The sequence below is a fragment of the Bdellovibrio bacteriovorus genome, assembly GCF_048286975.1.
GTDB classification, from domain to species: Bacteria; Bdellovibrionota; Bdellovibrionia; order Bdellovibrionales; family Bdellovibrionaceae; genus Bdellovibrio; species Bdellovibrio bacteriovorus_H.
This window is the reverse complement of record NZ_JBLVRT010000001.1, coordinates 323,171-345,053: the sequence shown is the minus strand read 5'-3', so window position 1 is coordinate 345,053 and position 21,883 is coordinate 323,171. Positions and strand designations below refer to the sequence as shown.

At 50.7% G+C, this 21,883-nt stretch carries 20 protein-coding genes; 13 read left to right on the top strand and 7 right to left on the bottom strand.

Going from position 1 to position 21,883, the window contains the following annotated elements; translation table 11 throughout:
• The first annotated feature begins 69 nt into the window (after window positions 1-69).
• A complete protein-coding gene (locus ACNQKP_RS01690) occupies window positions 70-657 on the top strand; it encodes a hypothetical protein (protein ID WP_417862435.1) in 588 nt (195 codons plus the stop codon).
• 41 nt (window positions 658-698) lie between these two features.
• Here ACNQKP_RS01690 and alaS read toward each other — a convergent pair whose 3' ends face one another.
• The 3 genes from alaS to ACNQKP_RS01675 are packed head-to-tail and all read right to left on the bottom strand — an operon-like array spanning window position 699 to window position 5,042.
• Window positions 699-3,422, bottom strand: coding sequence for an alanine--tRNA ligase (gene alaS / locus ACNQKP_RS01685; RefSeq protein WP_417862433.1), 2,724 nt, complete (start codon window positions 3,420-3,422; stop codon window positions 699-701).
• Complete coding sequence (locus ACNQKP_RS01680; protein WP_038450846.1) at window positions 3,409-3,873, bottom strand: regulatory protein RecX; 465 nt, start codon at window positions 3,871-3,873, stop codon at window positions 3,409-3,411. Before ACNQKP_RS01680 ends, alaS begins: the two co-directional genes overlap by 14 nt.
• A 23-nt stretch (window positions 3,874-3,896) precedes the next feature.
• Window positions 3,897-5,042, bottom strand: coding sequence for a metallophosphoesterase (locus tag ACNQKP_RS01675; RefSeq protein WP_417862431.1), 1,146 nt, complete (start codon window positions 5,040-5,042; stop codon window positions 3,897-3,899).
• A gap of 106 nt (window positions 5,043-5,148) precedes the next feature.
• Between ACNQKP_RS01675 and ACNQKP_RS01670 the strand changes: the two genes are divergently transcribed.
• From ACNQKP_RS01670 to ACNQKP_RS01660, 3 genes are all read left to right on the top strand, one after another.
• Window positions 5,149-6,837 carry an AMP-binding protein gene (locus ACNQKP_RS01670; RefSeq protein WP_417862429.1) on the top strand — a complete coding sequence of 563 codons (1,689 nt, stop codon included), beginning with the start codon at window positions 5,149-5,151 and terminating at the stop codon, window positions 6,835-6,837.
• A gap of 76 nt (window positions 6,838-6,913) precedes the next feature.
• A complete protein-coding gene (locus tag ACNQKP_RS01665) occupies window positions 6,914-7,708 on the top strand; it encodes a substrate-binding periplasmic protein (protein ID WP_417862427.1) in 795 nt (264 codons plus the stop codon).
• A 51-nt stretch (window positions 7,709-7,759) separates the two neighbouring features.
• The gene (locus tag ACNQKP_RS01660; protein ID WP_417862425.1) at window positions 7,760-8,554 is read left to right on the top strand and encodes an SDR family oxidoreductase; all 795 of its coding nucleotides are present in this window, start codon (window positions 7,760-7,762) and stop codon (window positions 8,552-8,554) included.
• A 12-nt stretch (window positions 8,555-8,566) separates the two neighbouring features.
• Here the strand turns inward: ACNQKP_RS01660 and trpS are convergent, their stop codons facing one another.
• A complete protein-coding gene (gene trpS, locus ACNQKP_RS01655; protein WP_417862423.1) occupies window positions 8,567-9,562 on the bottom strand; it encodes a tryptophan--tRNA ligase in 996 nt (331 codons plus the stop codon).
• Between the two features lie 396 nt (window positions 9,563-9,958).
• On the opposite strand from trpS, the gene ACNQKP_RS01650 reads away from it, so the two are divergent.
• The 7 genes from ACNQKP_RS01650 to ACNQKP_RS01620 all read left to right on the top strand — a co-directional run bounded on the left by ACNQKP_RS01650 (window position 9,959) and on the right by ACNQKP_RS01620 (window position 15,349).
• Window positions 9,959-10,594 carry a GNAT family N-acetyltransferase gene (locus ACNQKP_RS01650; protein WP_417862421.1) on the top strand — a complete coding sequence of 212 codons (636 nt, stop codon included), beginning with the start codon at window positions 9,959-9,961 and terminating at the stop codon, window positions 10,592-10,594.
• A gap of 51 nt (window positions 10,595-10,645) precedes the next feature.
• Window positions 10,646-11,131, top strand: coding sequence for a phosphatidylglycerophosphatase A (locus tag ACNQKP_RS01645; RefSeq protein ID WP_417862420.1), 486 nt, complete (start codon window positions 10,646-10,648; stop codon window positions 11,129-11,131).
• On the top strand, window positions 11,132-11,617 hold the full coding sequence (locus ACNQKP_RS01640) for a CinA family protein (protein ID WP_417862418.1): 486 nt from the start codon (window positions 11,132-11,134) through the stop codon (window positions 11,615-11,617).
• Window positions 11,618-11,718: 101 nt separating this feature from the next.
• The gene (gene recA / locus ACNQKP_RS01635) at window positions 11,719-12,852 is read left to right on the top strand and encodes a recombinase RecA (protein WP_011163092.1); all 1,134 of its coding nucleotides are present in this window, start codon (window positions 11,719-11,721) and stop codon (window positions 12,850-12,852) included.
• Between the two features lie 293 nt (window positions 12,853-13,145).
• Window positions 13,146-13,565, top strand: a complete 420-nt coding sequence (locus ACNQKP_RS01630; RefSeq protein WP_417862416.1) for a hypothetical protein — start codon at window positions 13,146-13,148, stop codon at window positions 13,563-13,565.
• Between the two features lie 130 nt (window positions 13,566-13,695).
• A complete protein-coding gene (locus ACNQKP_RS01625) occupies window positions 13,696-14,475 on the top strand; it encodes a CDP-diacylglycerol diphosphatase (RefSeq protein ID WP_417862414.1) in 780 nt (259 codons plus the stop codon).
• Window positions 14,476-14,605: 130 nt separating this feature from the next.
• Complete coding sequence (locus ACNQKP_RS01620; protein ID WP_417862412.1) at window positions 14,606-15,349, top strand: 3D domain-containing protein; 744 nt, start codon at window positions 14,606-14,608, stop codon at window positions 15,347-15,349.
• Here ACNQKP_RS01620 and ACNQKP_RS01615 read toward each other — a convergent pair whose 3' ends face one another.
• The 3 genes from ACNQKP_RS01615 to ACNQKP_RS01605 form a co-directional block, all read right to left on the bottom strand.
• Window positions 15,350-15,778 carry a hypothetical protein gene (locus tag ACNQKP_RS01615; protein ID WP_417862410.1) on the bottom strand — a complete coding sequence of 143 codons (429 nt, stop codon included), beginning with the start codon at window positions 15,776-15,778 and terminating at the stop codon, window positions 15,350-15,352.
• Between the two features lie 37 nt (window positions 15,779-15,815).
• On the bottom strand, window positions 15,816-18,020 hold the full coding sequence (locus ACNQKP_RS01610; protein WP_417862408.1) for a S8 family serine peptidase: 2,205 nt from the start codon (window positions 18,018-18,020) through the stop codon (window positions 15,816-15,818).
• A 139-nt stretch (window positions 18,021-18,159) separates the two neighbouring features.
• On the bottom strand, window positions 18,160-18,645 hold the full coding sequence (locus tag ACNQKP_RS01605; RefSeq protein WP_417862406.1) for a glutathione peroxidase: 486 nt from the start codon (window positions 18,643-18,645) through the stop codon (window positions 18,160-18,162).
• A 323-nt stretch (window positions 18,646-18,968) separates the two neighbouring features.
• Between ACNQKP_RS01605 and ACNQKP_RS01600 the strand changes: the two genes are divergently transcribed.
• Window positions 18,969-20,408, top strand: a complete 1,440-nt coding sequence (locus tag ACNQKP_RS01600; RefSeq protein ID WP_417862404.1) for a hypothetical protein — start codon at window positions 18,969-18,971, stop codon at window positions 20,406-20,408.
• Window positions 20,409-20,476: 68 nt separating this feature from the next.
• Window positions 20,477-21,832: a hypothetical protein gene (locus tag ACNQKP_RS01595; protein ID WP_417862402.1), complete on the top strand. Its 1,356-nt coding sequence runs from the start codon at window positions 20,477-20,479 to the stop codon at window positions 21,830-21,832.
• Window positions 21,833-21,883 lie beyond the last annotated feature (51 nt).

Sequence of the window (21,883 nt, the reverse complement as noted above, 5' to 3'; positions counted from 1 at the left end):
TTACGAAGGTCCGACCGCGGAACGGATCTTGCCTCTATTCATTATGAAACGGGCAAACAGGGGGAATTCATGACTAAACGTTTGGCACTGCTGACCGGGACTGTGTGTCTCATTCTGGGATTCCAGAACTGCAGTCAGAACTCGCTTCAGACATCTGAAATGGCATCATTGAATGATGTTTCTGTGGCGCTTCCTCCATCCGGTGGTGGTGATTCCGCAAGCACTCCCGCCAAGGTCACTTATGTTGAAATTCCCAATGTATCAGACTCTGTCGTTGAGGGCCTTGCTGCCAAAGCCAGCGAGCTGGGTCAGTATCGACTGGTGATTGCGACCGACTCGGGCCGCATTCAGCTGGTGGATGAAGTGAATACTGTTATTCAGGAACGCTGTCTGTCTGCGGGCAGCCTGTCGGAACTGAAAACGATCCTGAGCGGTTCTTCCGTATGCGCAGCCCCGGTGAAGTCAGCAGACATGTGCGCGATGAGATACAAACCAGCCTATGCGTCTTTGTACGCCAATGAAACTCGGGTGAATCTGGGTGAAGAAAAGGATTCCTGCGGGACAGGTCTGAAGGATCTTTGTGGCGGCCTGGCAGATGTGTTCCAGGCCTATGTCTCCCACGTTCGTAACAACTGGACAGCGATGAACTGCGAATAAGCAGATAAAGAAAAAGGGCCGTTAGGCCCTTTTTTTTGGTCTTAAAGACCCAGCATGGATTTTACTTTACTGAACGCTTCGTTCAGCTGCGCACGGTTCGGTGCAGCCCCTTGAGCGAAGTCGGGACGACCGCCACCTTTACCACCCATAACACCAGCAACCTCTTTCAGAAGATCACCGGCTTTTGTTTCGCCGGAAATTTCTTTCGATACGCTGACGATGATCGGATGACTGCCGTCACCCTGACCGACAACAACCACGATGCCGGACTGGATTTTGTTTTTCAGATGATCGGTGACTTCCGCCAGAACCTGACGGTCATCCAATGGAACATCGGCCAAAACCAGTTTCGCTGAAGCGCCTGCTTTGGTTTTGAAGGTCAGTGCATTTGCTGCCAGGTCATCCACGTTCACCTGACCGCCCTGAAGCTTTTTCATTTCTTTCTCAAGCTGCTTCACCTGGTCTTTCAGAGACTCCACGCGATTTGCCAAAGTGGCCGTTTCACCGGTGGTTTCCAGATGCTTGATGTAGTGCGGGCTTTTTTGGAAGCCGGCAGCAGCCAAAGCATCATCCAGATGAGTCACAGCACTCATCATGTACTGAAGGGCATTGTCAGCGGTGATGGCCTCGATACGGCGAACACCGGAGCTGACGCCTGCTTCTGAAACGATTTTGAACAGGCGGATCTCAGACGTGTTCTTCACGTGAGTACCACCGCAAAGCTCGCAAGAGAAATCACCCATGGTCAGAACACGCACGTCGCTGGCGTATTTTTCACCGAATAAAGCCATCGCGCCTTTTTCAAGGGCCGCTTTGTGCGACATCATCTCGGTTTGCACCGGATTGCAGCGGGCGATCTGTTCGTTCACCAGATCTTCGATCTTTTTGATTTCTTCAGAAGAAACCGGTTTGTTGTGAGTGAAGTCAAAACGGGTTTTCTGGGAATCAACCAATGAACCGGCCTGAGTCACATGAGTGCCCAGAACTTTGCGCAAAGCTGCGTGCAACAAGTGGGTTGCGGAATGGTTCGCAGCAGTGTTGCGTCTTTCAACCGGATCCACCCCTGTGACAACCGCAGTGCCCAATTTGAAAGAGCCGTGTTCGATTTCAACGTGGTGAAGCACGATATCGTCGATTTTAGTGGTGTTGATCACGCGGGCACGGTTGGTGTCGTGCATGATGTAACCCACGTCGCCGGACTGACCGCCGCCTTCACCATAGAAGGTGGTCGCATTCAGAATCATCAGACCGGTGTCACCGGTTTTCAGTTCCTGAACTTCGGCCTGACCGTTGGAAAGACCCATGACTTTACCATCACCGATCGTGCCTTCATAACCCAGGAAGGTCACAGATTTGCCGGACTGAAGATAGTCTTTGGCAAACTTGATCATGTGCGCTTCATCAGCGCCCATGGATTTGCCTTTCCAGCTGGCTTTGGATTTTGCGCGGTTGTCTTCCATTTCCTTTTCAAACGCGGCTTCGTTCACTTCGATGCCTTGCTCGTTGGCGATCACGCGGGTCAAATCCGCCGGGAAGCCATAGGTGTCATACATGCGGAAGACCACTTCGCCGGAAAGTTCCTTGATGCCTTTGGATTTGGCTTTTTTCAGCTCATCTTCCAGGATCGCGGTGCCTTTGTCCAAAGTGGCGATGAAGCGGTCTTCTTCGTCACGGATGGTGTTCAGGATGTGATCGCGGCGGGTTTTAAGTTCCGGATAAACAGAGCCCATGCTTTCGATCAAGGCTTCCGCCATGCCCGGCAGGAAGGATTTGTCGGCAGAAAGCTTGCGACCGTAACGGATCGCACGTCTCATGATACGGCGAAGAACGTAGCCACGGCCTTCATTGGATGGCAAAGCGCCGTCTGCAATCAGGAAGGAAGTGGAGCGGCAGTGATCGGCCAGAACACGCAACGCCGAAGTGACTTCAGCAGCGGCCGGATTTTTCGCCAGCACTTCTTTGTCAGTGATGTATTCGATATTGCCGATCTTGCACGCCAGCTGAATCATCGGCTGGAACAGGTCAGTGTCGTAGTTGTTGAACACGCCCTGCATGGCTGCAGTCATACGCTCCAGACCGCCACCGGTATCAACTGACGGCTTTGGCAGTGGAGTCAGTGTGCCCGGAGGATTTTCGAAGTACTGCATGAACACCAGATTCCAGATTTCCACGAAACGGTCTTCGCCTGCTTCGATGCCTTTGAATGGATCGGAGATAGTGCCGGCTTTCGGGCCGTGATCATAAAAGATTTCAGTACAAGGGCCGCAAGGACCGGTGTCGCCCATTTTCCAGAAGTTGTCTTTGTCGAAGCGGAAGATGCGTTCACGTGGCACGCCTTCCTGCGTGTGCCAGATATCGGCCGCTTCATCGTCAGAAAGGTGGACGGTCACATAAAGCTTTTCTTTCGGGATCGCCAGTTCCTTGGTCAGGAACTCCCACGCAAAGTGGATCGCGTCTTTTTTGAAGTAGTCACCGAAAGAGAAATTCCCCACCATTTCAAAGAAAGTGTGGTGACGGGCGGTGAAGCCCACATTTTCAAGGTCGTTATGCTTACCACCGGCGCGCACACATTTTTGTGCCGTCACAGCGCGGGAGTAGTCACGCTTTTCAAGACCCAGGAAGGTGTTCTTGAACTGATTCATGCCGGCGTTGGCGAAAAGCAACGTAGGATCATTTTCAGGAATCAGGGAAGAGGACGGAACAACTTTGTGCCCGTTCTTTTCGAAGTATTTGATAAAGGCGTTTCTGATCTCAGAGCTTTTCATAAATAACCTTTCTTACGGTCTCAGAATCGAATCCACGGGAAGCCAACAGCCGGCCCACTCGGGCTTTTTCCTCTCGGGAAAACTTGTGGTCTTCGTCGTACTTATTTTTGACAATCGCCAGCGCCTTTTCAAGCTCCAAAGCACGATCTGTCTCAACAGCGGGAAGACCTTTTTCCTTGAGGTAGTTGTTGATGTAATAGATGCCCTTGTTGCGGCGATGAAGCATGTCAGCCAAACGATGGGCCAGGTCCACGGGGTCGCCCAGCCAGCGGTTGTCTTTGGCAAACTCGATGGCTTCATCGATGATATCCCCCACGTCCTCTTCGTCCGAGAACTTCTCTTTCAGTTTGGTGCGAAGTTCTTTTTCCGAATGGTCCCGGCGCGCGATCATGTCCATGACCTTTTTCTTGGCGTACTGACGGGTTTTGAGGGGATCTTTCTCTCGGGACATAGGGGAAATTAATACCCCGTTTTTTAAGCCTTGCGAAGGATAATTTCAGTCAGTTCGCAATAAGTTCCCAGGCGCAGTTGCGGACCCCAGTATCCGGTTCCCTGATTGACATAGAGCTGCATAGCTCCCACCTGGTAAAGGCCTTTGGCATAGCGTTCAAAGAACACGATCAGCCAGTTCCATGGGAAGAACTGTCCGCCATGGGTGTGGCCGGAAAGCTGTAAGTCCACCCCCAGTTTTTCCACCTGCGGGGCCAGGGACGGCTGATGGGACAGAAGAACTTTGAAAGCGCCGGGGCGCAGTTGGCTGGCGACCTTCTCCAGCTCGGGTCCTTCTTGGCGGAAGTGCAGGGCGGCGGGATCGGGAATGCCGGCCACCTGCAGTTCGGCCTTACCAAAATTCAGCGTGGCGGCTTGGTTGATCAGGACGTGGAAACCCAAAGACCGGAATGCCTGAAGTCCCTTTGGGGCGTCCCAATAGTATTCGTGGTTTCCGGGAACATAAAAGATCCCATGGGTGGCCCGCATCTGTTTCAGGATTTCAAACTCTTCCTGATGTTTTTCAACGAAGCTGTCCAGAATATCACCGGTAAAGACAACCAGATCCGGCTTCATCGCATTGACCTGATCGACCAGTTTTTGCACCAGACGCAGGGGCAGGCTGGGGCTGATGTGCAGATCGGTGATGTGGACAATGCGCAAGCCCACGAGTTCGGAAGGCAGATTGGCAAAGGAAATCGGCATGATTTTGGCCCGGGCCCCGCGGCGGACAACAGCATTCCCAAGGGCGATCATTGCCACGGGAAGGCCCATCAGAGCTGCCGTGGCCTGAGAGCTGTACAGCATGTCCAATGAAATCCAGGTTCCGGTCACGTTGTCAGCAAAAGCCAGCAGATCCCGCAGAATCACCAGCGTGATCAGAAAATTGATATAGGCCATGACAGTCAAAGAGCCGTTCAAAAGACGATCCCGCCATGGATTCACGTCCAGCTTTTTTTCTTTCCAGAAGAACAGAAACGTTCCGATCACCAAAGCAAAAAGGAATGCGAGAAAGCTCACAATCAAAGTTGTCCCCTGCCACGAAAAGTCCGTAAAGCGGGTTAACTGATGAGAGATATAGACGAAGATGGCAAGAATTAAAGAGCTGGCAACTGTACGAAATATTCCCATGCATTTTTTTATCACGATTGGCTTGTCCTTGCACAGTCCAATGTAGAAACACAGATCGGCGAGTCGAGGAACAAATGTTAATCTTGGAAAATCGCGGGAGGTTTGTATGAGTTTTCGTAGTGAATTTGAGCAGGCGAGGGACTTTCTGATTCTGCACCGTTCAGACTATAAACATGCTTACAGCCAATTCCGCTGGCCCCGCTTTGATGATTTCAACTGGGCTCTGGATTATTTCGACCCCATGGCCGAAGGCAATACCAAGATCGGCCTTTGGCTGGTCGACGAACTGGGACATGAAAAGAAGTTCAGTTTCAGCGAAATCTCGAAACGCTCCAATCAGGCAGCGAACTTTATGCGCTCCCGAGGATTGCAAAAAGGGGATTCTGTCTTTTTGCTGATCGAAGATGAGGTGGCTCTTTGGGAAATCATGCTGGCGGCCATGAAAATCGGCGCCGTGATTGTTCCGAATAATCCTTTGTTATCCCAGCAGGAACTGAAGGACCGACTGAATCGCGAAAAAATCAAAATGATCGCGACAACCAAGGCGCACACCGAAAAATTTGATGTGACCTCTTCCGGGGTTATCTCTGTGGTGGTGGATGCCGAAATGGATGGCTGGATCTTTTATCCGGAAGCTTACAAGGAAAGTGCCGAGTTTGAAGTCACGGAGCGAACCAAGGCGACCGATCCGCTGTTCCGCTATTTTACGTCCTCCAGCGCGGTGAAACCGAAAATTGTTGAACACAGCCACGCGGGCTTTACGGTCGGACATCTTTCCACGATGTACTGGATGGGGTTGCATCCCGGTGATGTGCACTTGGGAGTCAACTCAAGTGGCTGGGCCATGCATGACTGGAATTCGTTTATCGCCCCTTGGAATGCCGAGGCCACAGTCTTTGTCTTTAAAGAAAAACGCTTTAATGCCAGTTTAATTCTGGATGTGCTGGATGAATACCCGATCACCACATTCTGTGCGCCGCCGACGGTGTGGCGCATGTTGTGTCAGGAAGATTTGAAATCCTATGACGTCCACTTGCGCGAAGCCTTAAGCACTGGTGAACCCTTGACGGCAGACCTGATTTCAAAAGTTCATCATGCATGGGGGCTTTTCATTCGCGATGGATACGGACAGACCGAATCTGCCACTTTGATTGGGGTCCCCCCTGCAGAGAAAGAAAGTTTCGGAACTTCCGGGAAAGCCATGCCAGGCTTCAAAATCGCGCTGCTTAACGACAAGGGGGAGGAGGCAGACAGCGGGGAAATCTGTGTGGATATCTCAGAAAGCCCCTGGGGGCTGATGTCTGGTTTGGATTCTTCACAAAAGTATTATCACACGGGAGATTCCGCGTACCTGGATAACATGGGTAACTTTACCTATTGCGATCGCATCGACGGTTTGTTCAAGTCCTCGGACTATCGCATCAGTCCATTCGAGATTGAGTTCGTGCTGAAAGAATTTCCTGCCATTCGAGAGGCGGTGGTGATTCCAAGTCCTGATCCGATTCGTGACAATGTTCCAAAAGCGCTCATCACAGTGAGCAAAGGTGTTGAGCCCAGCAAAGAGCTGGCCCTGGATATTATGAACTTTGCACGCATGCGCCTGTCTCCATTCAAACGTATTCGTCGAGTGGAATTCATGGAAATTCCCAAGAACACTTCCGGCGAAGTGCTCCGCTCCGATTTGGTGAATTTGGAGCGGGAAAAGAGAAAACGTGGAGACAAAGCCCCTTATGAGTTCTGGGAAGAAGATGCCAAGATCGTGATCCCAGACACCTGGGCACAAGAACTGCCTTGAGTTTAGAGTTGTTACAAAGCAGAAATGAAAAGGGCTTCTTATTCGTTCTTTGATGAATCGCTGTTATAATTTCATTGTGAAAACACGGTTATTCACTCTGCCAATTATTATTTTATGCTTTTCTACAGTGGTTTCCGCAAAAGACTGCGGCCGTCGCTTTCGTATTATTGTAAACAATTATGCTCCTCTATTTGATGTGAACAATGAAGGTCATGTTTACGGTATGACCTTTGATTTCATGAACGAGCTGTCGCATCGCTTGGGCTGTGTGGTTTCGCAAGCTCCGATGGATGCTCCTCGCATGCATGATGACTTCAAAAATTGGCGAGCCGATATCGTAGGCCTGGTTATTCCTTCTGAAAAATTCCGGGCTTCGGGTGAATATGTTCCCGTGTATACGACTGTGCGTAAGCTGCTTGTGAACAAGGCTTATTACGATCCTTCACGCACTGTCGCGGACTATATCAAAGATGGCCGCATCAAGTTCGGCGATCAAATCGGGACAAGTTTCTTTTTAAAGCCCGACGAAAAGAGTCAGTTATTCGGATCCGGTCGAATTGTCGAGTATCCCAATCCTGCCATAGGTTATCGTCAGGTGGCGTCGGGCCGGGTGCAGGCGATGTTCACCTCGCCAGTGGTGTATAACTATTATCAAAAGGCGATTCCAGCGTTCGTTCAGAATGTGGTGGCCGTTCCTGATCCCAAATACGAAATGCAAGGCGGGATTTATCTTTCCTTAAGAAGAATTTCAAAGTCCGAAGCAGAACAAATCAAAAAAGCCATCAGTGACATGAAAAAAGACGGCACGCTTCGCCGGATTGTCGCCAAATATGCCTCTGCCGAGGATATGAATTATTATAAAGACCTTTAGGTTGCTCACGAATTGGTTCTCGTATTAACTGAAGTTAACTGGAGAACCACGATGAACCTTTCTGCATATTCCTCTTTGAATCTAAATGGCAAAACCGCAGTCGTATGCGGGGCCTCTGGTGGCATTGGCGAAGCCGCGGCTTTGCTTTTGGCTGAGCGAGGGGCGCGCATCGTTGCCGTAGCCCGCACGGAAGAAAAACTAAAAAGACTTGTGTCATCCCTGCCGGGTTCAGGCCACCTCTATCTGCTGGCAGATCTGGGTGACATTGAAGCTTTGAAAGCCAATGTGCTTGCGCCCTTGGCATCTGAAACGGTCCACATTCTATTGAACAACACCGGTGGGCCCAAAGGCGGTCCGCTGCACAAGGCTTCGATTGAAGAATTTGATCAGCCTTTGCGTGCCCATCTGAAAGCCGCGCATCTGCTGGTGCAGGCGGTTCTGCCGTCCATGCAGAAGAATCATTATGGCCGTATCATCAACGTGATCTCGACATCCGTAAAAACACCGATCCCGAATCTGGGTGTTTCCAACACCGTTCGTGGGGCGATGGCGAACTGGTCAAAAACTTTGGCTGGTGAACTTGCAGGCTTTGGTGTGACCGTCAACAATGTGCTGCCGGGATATATTCGCACCGATCGATTCAAAGGGCTGGTGGATGCTTCCGCGAAAAGTACAAATTCAAATGTGGATGAAGTGGAAGAGGCGTGGAAGAAAACAATTCCCGCAGGAAGAATCGGGGAACCTGCGGAGATGGCAGAGGCGATTGCCTTTTTAGCCAGTCCCGCCGCCGCTTACATCACCGGAATCAATCTTCCTGTTGATGGCGGCAGAACTCCGTCACTGTAATGGCAGGGGGATTTAGATCCCCACTCCCATGATCGCTTTCATTTCTTTCAAAGTCTGACGGGTTTTTTCCTGAGCTTTCAGGGATCCCTCTTTGCAGATTTTCAGAACCGCTTGTGGATCCTGAGCATACTGTTCACGGCGTTCGCGCATTGGTGCGATGATCGTGTTCAGAACTTCAGTCAGGCGCACTTTCAAAGTGCCGTCGCCCAAACCACCGCGCTGATAGTGTTCTTTCAATGCTGCGACTTCGTCTTTTCTTGGGTCGAAAACATCCAGGAAGCTGAAGACAACGTTGCCTTCGACTTTACCCGGATCTTCAATCTTCAGGTGACCCGGATCGGTGTACATTTTCTGAACTTTCTTTTTGATCACGTCGGCCGTGTCAGAAAGATAGATGGCGTTCCCCAGGGATTTGCTCATCTTCGCTTTGCCGTCGATACCTGGCAGGCGACCCGCCACACCCGGCATACCTTTGACGGGCTTGAAGAAGTCCGTTTTGTAGATATGGTTGAAACGCTGGGCGATTTCGTTGGTCTGCTCGATCATCGGGTTCTGGTCTTCACCGGCAGGAACCAGGTTCGCCTTGAAACCAAGAATATCGGCGGCCTGACTGACCGGATAAGTCAGGAAACCTGCAGGCAGGGATTTTTCCAGATTCTTCTGCTGGATTTCGGTTTTCACGGTTGGATTTCTTTCCAGACGTGCCACGGTCACCAGATTCATGAAGTAAGTGGTCATTTCAAACAGTTCCGGCAGTTCGGACTGAACAAAGATCGTGCTTTTCGCAGGATCAATACCAGCCGCCAGATAATCCAACGTCACTTGTAAGATGTTGTCGCGAACTTTTGTGGTGTCATCATAGTTGTCGGTCAATGCCTGAACGTCAGCGATGATGATGTATTGATCGTGGGAATCCTGAAGATCCACACGATTTTTAAGAGATCCAACGTAATGACCAAGATGGAGGGGACCTGTTGGACGGTCGCCCGTAAGAATGATTGGTTTCATATGATTTCTATAGCATTAAGAAAAGGGACTGGGAACATCAGAAAAGAAAGAAAATAGGTCGGCCCCGTAGAGTCTTAGAGGTGAAACCAAACATTTTAGTTTCCGGCGTTTGATCTACAACTGCAGAGCTATCAGGGTGTCTACAAAGTAGACCAAGCTAGCCAGCAGAATCATCCAACGAATCATGGGGCCTCCGTGAGGGCAGTATGCGAAAATGGTTCCCATAAGTCGAATCGCTAATTTTGATGGAATCCATAAGTTTTTCGCACTGAGACATAGATCCTTGCGTCCAAGCTGAAAACCAAATGGATAGCGGTTTGGTGTTTATTTGGAGCTCAGGAAGTTCCCGGTTTTGACCTTGCCTCAGTTTGGAGGCGGGTGTTTTGGTGAAGGGGTATGAATTCCCAAGGCGCTGAGATCTATAACAGTCAGAACGGGTGCTACTATTCGTTTCGCCCCTTTTCCATCGATCGTGATTTTGATGTTTATTACAAGTGGATGCATCAGAAATATGTTTCGCAGTGGTGGGATCTGGCGAAAACCCGCCAGGAACTTGAAGCCCATCTGATCAACGAACTTTCCGACAAACACCAGGATCTTTTCATCGGTTTTATTGATGGCCGGCCGGTCAGCTATTGGGAGCGCTACTGGCTTCAGGACGACATTCTGGGGAAGTACGTCGACGCCCGTCCCTTTGATCAGGGTTTGCATTTCCTGATCGGAGAAACCGCTTATCTGGGGCGTACTTACACGCCATCGCTGATCGCCGCGTTCTTGAAATTCCAGTTTCAGGAAACCCGCACCCAGCGTATCTTTGGTGAGCCTGACATCCGCAACCGCAAGGTGCTTCGCTATGCCGAAGAGACGTGTTTTGAAATGCAGGGGATTGTCGAAATGCCCGAGCGCGCTTCGGCGGTGATGGTCTGCCGTCGCGAGAATTTCTTCGCCAAATACTCGGTCAAACCGGGGAAATTGTGGGCCTCCGCAGTCCGTGAATCCGTGTCGGTTTCCGAACCGGCTTTAATGCTCTGACGCTTCTCATTCTGCATTGCAAGGCCTACGGGTCCGGCGTACCTCATCGGTATGGTGACAAACTTTCTGATACAACTTGCGACTCTGTTTGGTGTGGGCCGATTCCCGAAAGGGCCCGGCACTGTGGGCACCCTGGCGACCATTCCAATTGTCATTCTTTTAAGCAAATTGGGCCCTTTGGTTTACATGGGGGTGGTGATTTTGCTGCTCCCGGTCGGAATTGCGGCCTGCGAGGCTTACGAGCGTTCCAAGGGTGGTCATGATCACAAAGAGATCGTAATTGATGAGGTTTTGGGTTTTCTGATCACCATGGTTTGGATGCCCATGACATGGCAGGCCATTTTAATCGGTTTTGCCCTGTTCAGAGTGCTGGACATCACAAAGCCTTTATTCATAGGATATTTAGATAAGAAGATCCAAGGAGGACTTGGAGTGATGATCGATGACGTGGCCGCGGGGATAATTGCGAGCCTCATCATGCAAGTGATCTACACTCAAACCAATTGGTTGGGCTCGCAAATTGTGGTGATTAACTAAATGTCACTTAACAACGAAAAGCTTCAAGAACTCATTCGATCCCTTCGCGACCAAAAACTCACAGTGGGTTTTGCGGAAAGTTGTACTGGAGGTGCACTTTCGGCTTTTTTAACAGAGCAACCAGGCGTGTCCGACATATTTCTAGGCTCTGTGGTTTCTTACTCTAACGAGGCGAAGGTGGATCTTCTGGGGGTTCGTCGAGACACTCTCATGCAAGAGGGTGCGGTGAGCGAGACAGTCGCTCGTCAAATGGCGCACGGAGTGCGTCGTCAGCTTAAAACTGATTGGTCTGTGGCAATCACAGGTATCGCTGGTCCGACAGGTGGAACACCGTCAAAGCCAGTGGGCACTGTATGCTTTGCCATCGCTGGACCGGGTTTTGAAGATTCCCGAAAAGAACTCTTTTCAGGCGATCGCAAATCCATCCAGATGACTTCGGTAGACTACGCGGTGGCTTGGCTGAAAGAAGTTCTCGACAACAAATAGTAAAAGGCCCCCGGCCTGATTTTTAAACATAATTTGTACTCCGACAGAGTCGGAGTGTAAAAAAGCGTCGTGGCGATAGTCACGAGAGAGAGGGATAACAGATGGCAAACGCTACTGTAGACAACAAAGCGAACTCAGAAAAAATCAAAGCTCTTGAATTGGCTGTTTCGACTATCGAAAAGCAATTCGGTAAAGGCTCCATCATGCGTTTGGGCGCGAACGAATCTTTGGTTAAAGACGTTGAAGCGATCAGCACGGGTGCATTGAGCTTGGATATCGCTTTGGGTATCGGCGGTCTTCCTAAAGGTCGTATCTGTGAAATCTATGGACCAGAGTCCTCTGGTAAAACAACTCTGTGCTTGTCTGTTATCGCTCAAGCTCAGAAAAAAGGCGGCGTTGTCGCTTTCGTTGATGCCGAACACGCTTTGGATATCAACTATGCTCGTAAACTGGGTGTGAACACGGAAGATCTTTTGATCTCTCAGCCAGACACGGGTGAACAAGCTTTGGAAATCACTGAAACACTTGTTCGTTCCGGCGCGATTGACGTATTGGTTGTCGACTCCGTAGCAGCCTTGGTTCCTCGTGCAGAGATCGAAGGTGACATGGGTGATTCCCACGTTGGTTTGCAGGCTCGTTTGATGTCCCAGGCTTTGCGTAAGCTGACTGCGGCGATCAACCGTTCCAACACTCTTGTTATCTTCATCAATCAGATCCGTATGAAAATCGGTGTTATGTTCGGTAACCCTGAAACAACTACGGGCGGTAACGCTTTGAAATTCTACTCTTCTGTTCGTTTGGATGTACGCCGTGTTGGCGCGATCAAAAACGGTGAGGACGTGACTGGTAACCGTACTGCGGTGAAAGTTGTTAAGAATAAAATGGCGCCTCCGTTCACCAAAGTTGAATTCGACTTGATGTACGGCGAAGGTATCTCTGAAGAGGGTGACCTTCTTGATCTGGCAGTGACTGCGAACATGGTTGAAAAATCCGGTGCGTGGTTCTCTATCAATGGTGAGCGCATGGGCCAAGGCCGTGATGCTGCGAAAAACTTCCTGAAAGAACACCCAGAGTACATGGTTGAACTTCGTAAGAAGATCCTTGCAGCAAACGGTATCGGCAAACTTTTGGTTGATACCAACGGCAACAACGGTGAAGACCACGAAGGTACAGAGCCAGTTGAAATCGAAGCAGAAGATGCTGCTCCGAAAAAAGGTAAAAAGGGCAAGCACTAGTTCGGCCCTGCCGGCAGAGCTGTGGCGACGGACGTCGGTACAGCTGAAGCAGCTTCCTTTTAAAAAAGATAAGTCTTTTCAAAGCCCTGACTGGCAACGGTCAGGGCTTTTTTATTTCCTCTTTCGGAAGCCTTCAAATTCGGCTATATTGGGTTCAAGGCTTCGCGAAAAAGCCTGCACCCGCAAAAGAGAATCTCATTTCGTGATGCGATCTAAATCGTGTCTTCAAAAAATCAAAATTAATTCTTTTGGTTGCCATGGGCGGGGAAGGCGACAAGACCAAAGGATGTTCTATGTCTGTATCACGCCTTGAATCGTATAGAATCAAAGCCAAACTTCTGCAAAAAGCGAAATTGAAAGCCGGTCAGGATTTTCAGTTAAAGGATGCTTTTGCCCTGATTGCCAAGACTGCAGGTTTTTCCTCGTGGAATGACCTGAAAGCCACGCTGGAAAGCCAGGTGGACTTTTGCAAGAAGGGTCACAGCGCTTACTGGAAGGTCTGGTATGCCTCTTATGACGAAGCCCGGGCCCATCTGGAATCGGATGGCGGCTATCTGCTACCTTATCAGAAAGACTTTTTCATCTGCGATGAAAACTTCATTCAGTGGCTGGGGCTTGAAGTGACCGACGAGGACCTGCTTAAAGTCGGTCACGACTGGGCGAAGCCTGCGGATGCCGATGCTTACTCGCGTCTGTTGAAGAAAATGGAATAAGCTGCTTCAGCTGTATCGACGGCCGTCGATACAGCTCTGCCGGCGTAGCCGACTGGACGAAGTGAGGGTTCATCACTGACTTCGTGATTTGGTGCCTCCGTTTGGATAAATTTCTAAACGGAGGTCGTTTGTGAAAAACCTGTCTTTCGTTTTTGCCGCCGTTGCTGTTCTGGGACTTAGCTCCTGCAAATCAAAACCTGTCGTTGAAGTTCCGCGTTCGGACGCCCTGTGGAATATCATCAGCACGCAGTGTTTGCCGTTGCATAAAATCGGTGAGGAAAAAAATCCGTGCATCGAAGTGAACATCGCACAAGGTGAGGAAAAAGGTTATGTCGTCTTTAAGGACCGTGTTGGTGACTTGCAGTATCTGCTGATGCCGACCGAAAAGATCACCGGCATGGAAAGCCCGGAAACCCGCGCTGCAGATGCAACCAATTATTTTGATCTGGCCTGGAAGGCTCGCAGTTATATGGATAAAAAGCACGGCTCAGCCATTCCGGCAGAGGTGGTGTCGTTGGCGATCAACTCCCAGTTCGGGCGCAGTCAGAATCAGCTGCATATTCATGTGTCTTGTGTGAAGCCTCAAGTGCAGCAGCAGCTACAGGAACAATCTGCAAAACTGAAAAACGGGTGGACCCCGTTGCCGCAGCCATTGCTGGGTCATAAATACTATGCTCGCAAGATCAGCGAAAAAGAGCTGGAAAAAGGCAACGCCTTCCAGATGCTCGCAGACGGAGTGCCAGGTGCCAAAGACCATAGCGGTGAGTTTGGATTGGGCCTGGTGGCAGTGAAGGATAAAAAGAAGGGCCACAGTTTGATTTTGCTCACAAGTCGCTTTGAGCGTGGCACGAACAATTATGGCTCTGTCGAAGAGATTCAGGATCACTCTTGCCCTCAATTGGCCCGTTAATGATAGAATTGTAAGTGTTGCAGCGCTTCGGAAAAAGGTACCTGGTACCTTTTGGTACCTTTTGTCGCACCGGTTTATGTCTTTTACCCGAAAAGACCAGCTGGCCCCTTGAGTTTGTTAGTATGGGGCCATGTTGAAAGTGTTACTGACTTTAGTTCTGGCCACTTCTTTAAAGGCACGTGCCGATGATTATTCGGAGGTGCCTATGCCTCCGCCATTGCCGGAACCGCAGGAACCTCTGTACCTGAACCCGACCATTTATTATAAGCCGATCATCAAATTTGACGTGGACAAGTGTCAGCATGAAACCCGGGTTGAAATGCTGTCCCCGGATGACAAAGTGCTGACCCGTCTTTGTTCTGCGGATTTCAACAACTGTGTCATGCAGGGGGCTTGTTATGTCCATGATGAGGACGGACGTTTCCGTTCTTTCAATTACTTTGCCAGAGGAGCAGATGGCATTCCGCGCTTTAAAGAAGTCGACATGCGCAAGTGTCCTTACGGCTATGGCATGCGCAATGTGTGTCTGGATCCGTACTATACGGTGGCAGCGGATTTAAGTATTTATAAAATCGGCGATGTGATTTATGTGCCCAGGCTGGATGGGGCCGTCATGCCTAACGGTGTGACTCATGATGGGTTCTTTGTTGTGCGGGATGCGGGGGGAGCAATCAAGGGGCCGGGACGATTTGATTTCTATACCGGATTCACGAAACCTTATGCCAAGGAAAATACTTTCAATCGGATGGGTTTTGCCAATATCAAAAACAGCTTTCCATTCCGCATGGCGACCCCGGAAGAGGCCGAAGCGGCCAGAGCGCGCACCGGGTATCCCGGCACGCGCAATATCATCATTATTCCACCACGAAGATAACTAGGGACCGATGTCCTCTTCCAGATTAGCGCAGGAAATCTCGGTGTCTGTCTGCCAGCCCATCAGTTTTTTAACCTGACCGATCACGCTGATGGAGGTCAAAGTGCCGTCTTTCAAAAGACCCAGTTCCGCAGCTCCGCGAGTTGTCAGGCCGCCGTTTTGGTTCTTCGCGCACTCCATTTTCAAACCTTTGGACGTGTTGGTGATTTGTACGTCGTCGCAGAAAGCCGCAATGTCACCCGTGGACTTATCGTGCAAAATGCCCACAAACGCGCGCTGACCAGCGATCTCAATGTCGTAAGTGGTGCCGTTGGTGCGGGTTTCCTGAATCACCGAGCAACCATCCGCATTCGTATACACACGCATCTCCGTGTCCGCTTGCGCCTGAACACCAGCCATCAATAATGCAACCATCAAAACCTTTTTCATAAAAACCTCTCTTTTTAAAACTTTCAATTTCTAATCTCTAATTTCTATATTCCAGTGAATCCAGGCGGGACTCAAAATAGTCGATGACCATCTGAGTGCTGCCGTGGGCTTTCAAGCCGTCAATCTTGGTTGCGATAGCCTGCAGGGAAAAATCCGGGTTGAGCTGTTTTCCATTCAGGAACCGTTCTTCCAGGGTCTTTTCCGCCTTATCCAGTGCCAGTTGAATCTCCTGCTCAAACACACTCAGGCCGCCGCGGGCGTTCATGTACGATTCCAGAGTCTGGCAGCGATAGGCCATTTCAGTCAGACGGCAGTCCTGGCGTTCGATGCCCAGCTTTTTGCATTCACGGCCATCGGCAGAGCGATATTTATTGAAGATGTGTTCGCTGTTTTGAACTTCGTAAGGCGCTTGCGGCATCACGCCGTTTTTGGTGAAACCGATGCCAGAACTTAGTTGAGTATAACCATGCACTTCTGAAGCAAATGCCGCTGGCAACACCCGGCCATTGCGGTTCAAACGGCGAAGGGCGATGATGTCTCCGGCTTGCGCTTCCGCGCGGGAAATCCGGGTGCACAGCGGGGATTCAAGCACGTTGGCAAATTCACTGGCGACCGTGTGGTGAATACCTTTGGATATTCCCGCCAGATAAGTGGATGAATTCCAGCAGTTCGGTCCTTCAAGAATCGCGGAACGCCCTTCCAGTTTCTTTATCTTTCCTTTTAGCAAAGCCGCTTTCAAATCCACATAACCACGGGACTTGATCGGTGCCGGAGTTTTAGTGACCTGCGCCGTTTCAATAAAGAGCTGACGAACCTCCGTCGCCGTCAGATGCGGAAGTTCAGTCCACAGCTGCGCAATCAGATTCACCATATAAGGTGTCGCCATCGAAGTGCCCGAGTGTTCAATCAGTCCACCACCTAAAGAGGCCGCGTTGACTTTCACTCCCGGAGCCAGAATGTCGACGTTGTCCTGACCGAAGTTGCTGAAATCAGCCATTGTCGCATTTTCCGGGGTGACTTCTTCGATCGTGGCTGCATTCAAAGCACCCACTTTCATCACGTTGGGATGAGTGAAGCTTGCCGGGTACTGACGGTTTTTGCTGATATCGAGGTCCTGGCCGGCGTTGCCCGACGCCACGACGAACAGGGTCTCTGGATTTTCTTCGATCATGGTTTTATAGGCACGGATTCCATCGCGCAGACCCAGCATGTCCTTGTTGTCGGAAGGGAAACCCAGGCTCATGTTCACCATACGGATTTTATGTTTTTTAATGAAGGCGGACATCTTTTTGATGTATTCCGCACGGGTGTAGTCCCCGGCAAAGCCCACAAGAGCTACATTGTTCAGCCCTTTGGTTGCGATGTGCGCCACGTGAGTTCCATGAGAAAGAGGACGGTGATCTTTATTCAGTCCGCTGGTGGATTCCGTCGGCAGGCCGATATCACGAACCTGATCCCATCCGAAGTTGTCATCCACCCAGCCGTTGCCGTCGTTATCAATGCCATCGACGGGCTCATCAGGGTTGTTCCACCATTTCGTCACCAGTTCGCTGTGATTATAATCAAAGCCGGAATCGATGATGGCGATAACAAATTTGTCCGGGTCTTCGCGCTGGGCTTTCAGCACTTTGGTTTCGGCCGCGGATTTGCCGGCCTTTTTCAGGGATTTTTCCAGGTCATACTTTTCATAAAGGCTGAATTCAGCCACCGTTTTGCCTGCCGGGTTCTTTTCGACAAAAGCATAGGGTTTTTCATCCGTGCCTTTGTAGTATAGGTAAACCGAGCTGGTGACGTTTTCGTTTTTATCCAGATAGTCTTTTTGTATTTCGCGGAAAGGTTCAGTTTGTTCGTTCCAGCCCACGTATTCAAGATTGAAAGGGGCTTCTTTGGTAAAGTGCCACTTGCGGATCAGGCGGGATTTTTCATTTTGGGAGTTGTTGGCATCAAGGCCGGTCCATTCCTCACGGGTTTGAACAAGTCCATAGCTTTCTTTTTCAACGGAAAGGTCGGTGACTATCACCTGGCCTGCAACCGGATAAGTAAAGCGTGTCCAGCCGGTAAAGACGCCATCAATGTTAAAGTAACGGCGTTCGACCAGGCGGGTGTCCTGATAGTACGACTCGCGGGAGACAACTCCGTTATCGAACTTTTCTTTTTCCACTTTAAGGGCGGCAAAAGCAGTCGATTGTCCCAGAATGAGACAAAACAGCAAAGCTTTCAGCAGCGGGCGGAAAATCATCATGGATCCCTTCCTTGTATATGAGGAAGAGATAGCAACGAGGGTGCCAGAAGGTGGCGGTGAAAGTGGGGGATCTGGCTGCTGTGGCTGTGTTTAAGCCACAGACAGTCCGGTGACGTTTATTTGTATGTTCCGCGACGATCTAAGACAGAGCTTTTTTGACGTCGTCTGCGATGTCTTTGGGTTCATCCTTTGGAGCAAAACGCTTTAGCACTGTGCCACTTTTTCCAATCAGGAATTTCGTGAAATTCCATTTGATCATTTCGGTTCCCAATAGACCCGGAGCTTCCTCTTTCATCCACTGATACAGAGGATCGGCATTGCTGCCGTTTACATCGACTTTGCCCATGACCGGGAAGGACACGCCATAGTTCAGTTCACAGAACTGCTGGATCTCTTCATTGCTGCCGGGCTCTTGCGAACCGAACTGGTTGCAGGGGAATCCCAGAATGACCAGACCCTTGTCTTTGTTTTGTTGATACAGTTCTTCAAGGCCTTTGTATTGAGGAGTGTAACCACACTTGCTGGCCACATTTACCACCAACACCACTTTGTCGCGGTATTGATCCAGGGACACCGGCTGGCCATTGGCGGCTTTGACGGTGAAGTCATAAAGGTGCTTTTTCATAGAAAACCTCCTCAGAGGGGCTGCGTGTATAGACTGCTGATCTCATTCTGAGACAGAAGAGGGCCTCTAATCAAGATTATGATTTGTTAAATTAATTTGAGAACAGGGAACATTAAAACATGAGAATATATTGTGAGGTACTGTAGGAACTGTATGGAGGGGCCGAAGAGAAAACCATGGGGAACTGGTACTTTGGGTGTATATCCCTCTTACTTTCGGCACTTCTTTTCGGCGCACCGGCGACGGCCGATACTTTTTTAGGCTGTGCTGAATGGTGTGCTGCCAGATTCTTACCCAAGTCGGGCCAGGCTGACCAATCTCAAATGAGAAAATATGACATGTGCGTGGTGCAGACCCAGAACGAAGGACGTTGCGGAGGCGCACCTCGTTCCTCGGGCACGAGTCGACCGACACAGCGTCAGCAGGAACCAGATCAAACTTCCAGCTATAATCCCGAACCGGGATCAGTTCCTTGTGGCGGACGTTGTCCAATCTCAGAATGCGTGGATGTGAATGGCAGTGGGCGGGACTATCAGTGCCGCATCGACATCATTAACGGCACGGCTCAGCCCAGTGCGAATGACTGTACGTCACAGTACACGGAACTTCTTAATGAATGCTCCAATGCGGTTCAGGAAACATCCCACACTTGTGATGAAAAAAATGATTCTGGCATGTCGGGAGTTGCCAATACGGCTTCGCAACTGGGGTTGATGCTGGGGCAGCAGACCTCTGGAAGTATCCAGTCAGCGTGTTCACAGATGGCCAGTTTTTCGGCGGCAGCCAATGCGGCTGTTGCGGCCTATCGCATGAATTGCAACAGCTCGCTGGGAACTTGTCGTTCCACCTGCAGTAAGCTTGTTGATTTCGTGCAGAACAATCCAACCTGTACAGTTCAGGGTTTCCAGGGAACTGCGGGAACCAATGCGATGCTTTTGCAAAATGCCGAATCCAAGGCCGAGCGCTGCGATCAGTTTGAAAGCAAGGTGCAGGAAGCCACTCAGGCTATTAATAACGTGGCGGGCACCATGCGAAATGCAGCCAGTTGTGCGGCAGCCACTTCCGGATCCGGTGCGCCGGTTCCGGAGATTTGTAAAACCAATCCAAATCTTCCGGGTTGTGTGGCCACGGGCCCGGTGGATTGCACTAAGCCTGAGCTTGCGGGCACCAAAGTCTGCGTCTGTTCAAAGAATCCGACGGATCCTATTTGTATGTCTGAAAATAACAGTGGTGGATCCACATTCCTCAGCAGCACCAATCCTGGGGCGCGCTTAAACACTTCCGGTGTTGAACTGTCCGGTGGTGATTTGCCTTCTTTGCCGGGTATCGAACATGGCAAACGAGGCTCTGGCGGGGCCGGTGAAGCTGTTGATGGAAAAATGGGCGGCGGTGCGGGTATCTCCAGTTCAGGTGGTGGTAGCGGCGGCGGTGTCGCTGGTGCCGGTGAAGGTGGTGGTGCGGAAGGCGAAGACGGTGGTCACTCGGTGAATGCCGGATTCTATGGCGGCGGTGGATCCTTCGGGGGATACGGAGGCGGCAGTGGTGAAGGCCGAGCTGCTCAAGGTCAGCCAGGTCAAGCCGGTGTTGCCGGTAAAAGCGGTGCCCCGGATTTGCGTCAGTTCCTGCCGGGTGGAAAATATGATCCGAAAGCCCGGGGTGTTGCGGGGACCGGAGGACCTGATGGTATTACGGGTCCCCATTCAAATATCTGGAAGAAAATTCAGAATCGTTATCAGGTTCTGACACCGACCTTAATTCCATAATCTCACTCTGAGATTCCTTATACTTTGGTAAAGTTCCCCTCTGAAATGCCGAACAGTTTGTCATGGGAATGAGATCGTTTTTATCAGTGACTATGTTGCTCGCGCTTTCAGTGATTCTCATCCCTGTGGATGCAGAGGCTCGCCGCTGCCGGGCTCAGTGCGCTGAAGGTTTCACCTGCTTTATGCCGGATCCGACGGATGCCAGTGGTCGCAACGACATGTGTGTGGCCGCAAATCAGGTCAACAATACCGATTGTCTTTCTCAATACAACCAGCTGCGTGAGCAGTGTAGTGCTCAGGTCACCGACACGTCCTATACTTGCGATGAAAAAAATGATTCAGGCATGAGCGGCATCGCTAATTCGGCTTCACAGCTTAGTTTGATGTTCGGTCAACAGACTGCGGGAAGTATCCAGGCGGCCTGTTCAAAGATGGCCTCTTTCAGTTCCGCAGCGAATGCGGCAGTGGCCGCGTATCGTTTGACCTGTCAATCATCCATTACCAGCTGTCATTCGGCTTGTGATCAGGTTGTCGACTTTGCCAACAGCAATGCCGCTTGTTTGGATGCCGCTGGCGGTGTAGGATCTTCGGCTCAGATGAGATCTTCTGCCGAAAGCGCTGCCCAACGTTGCAATGACTTCGATGCCAAAGTGGCGGAAGCCAACCAGGCAATCAATAACTTTGCCGGAACCATGCAAAACGCCGCTCAGTGTGCATCGTTGACGGCGGGTGACACAACGGCATTGGAAGAACTTTGTAAAACCAATCCAACGCTGCCCGGCTGTGCCGCAGTGGCAGCAGCTGATTGCACGAATCCAGCAAATGCCGGAAGCAAAGTCTGTGTTTGTTCAAAGAACCCGACCGATCCGGTTTGTATGAGTGAAAACAGTGCAGCAGGATCCACTTTCATCAGCAGCACAAATCCAGGTTCGCGTCTGTCGACATCCGGGGCAAGTTTGTCCGGGGGGGATCTGCCAAGTCTTCCTTCCATTCTTCCTGGCAAACCAGGTTCTGGTGGTGCCGGTGAAGCTGTGGACGGCAAACAAGGCGGTGGCGCAGGCATTTCCAGTTCTGGTGGTGGCGGCGGCGGCGGAGCCGGTGGTGGTGCGGGAGGCGAAGAAGGTCTTGAAGACGGCGTTCAGGTGAATGCCGGGTTCTATGGTGGTGGCGGATCCTTCGGTGGTTCGGGTATGGGCAGCGGCGGTGGTGAGCGCGGTGTCGCCGGTATGGCCGGTCAAGCCGGAGCTGCCAAAGGCAAAGGTGCTCCGGATCTGCGTCAGTTCCTGCCAGGTGGTAAGTTCGATCCCAAGACCCGCGGTCTTGCGGGGAATGCCGGGCCGGACGGAATTACGGGGCCTCATTCAAATATCTGGCAGAAAATTCAGAATAGATATCAGGTTTTAAGTCCGACTTTGATGCCTTAATCTCAGTTTGAGACGGCGCTCAATACCTTGGTAAAGTTCCCATGTTGGAAT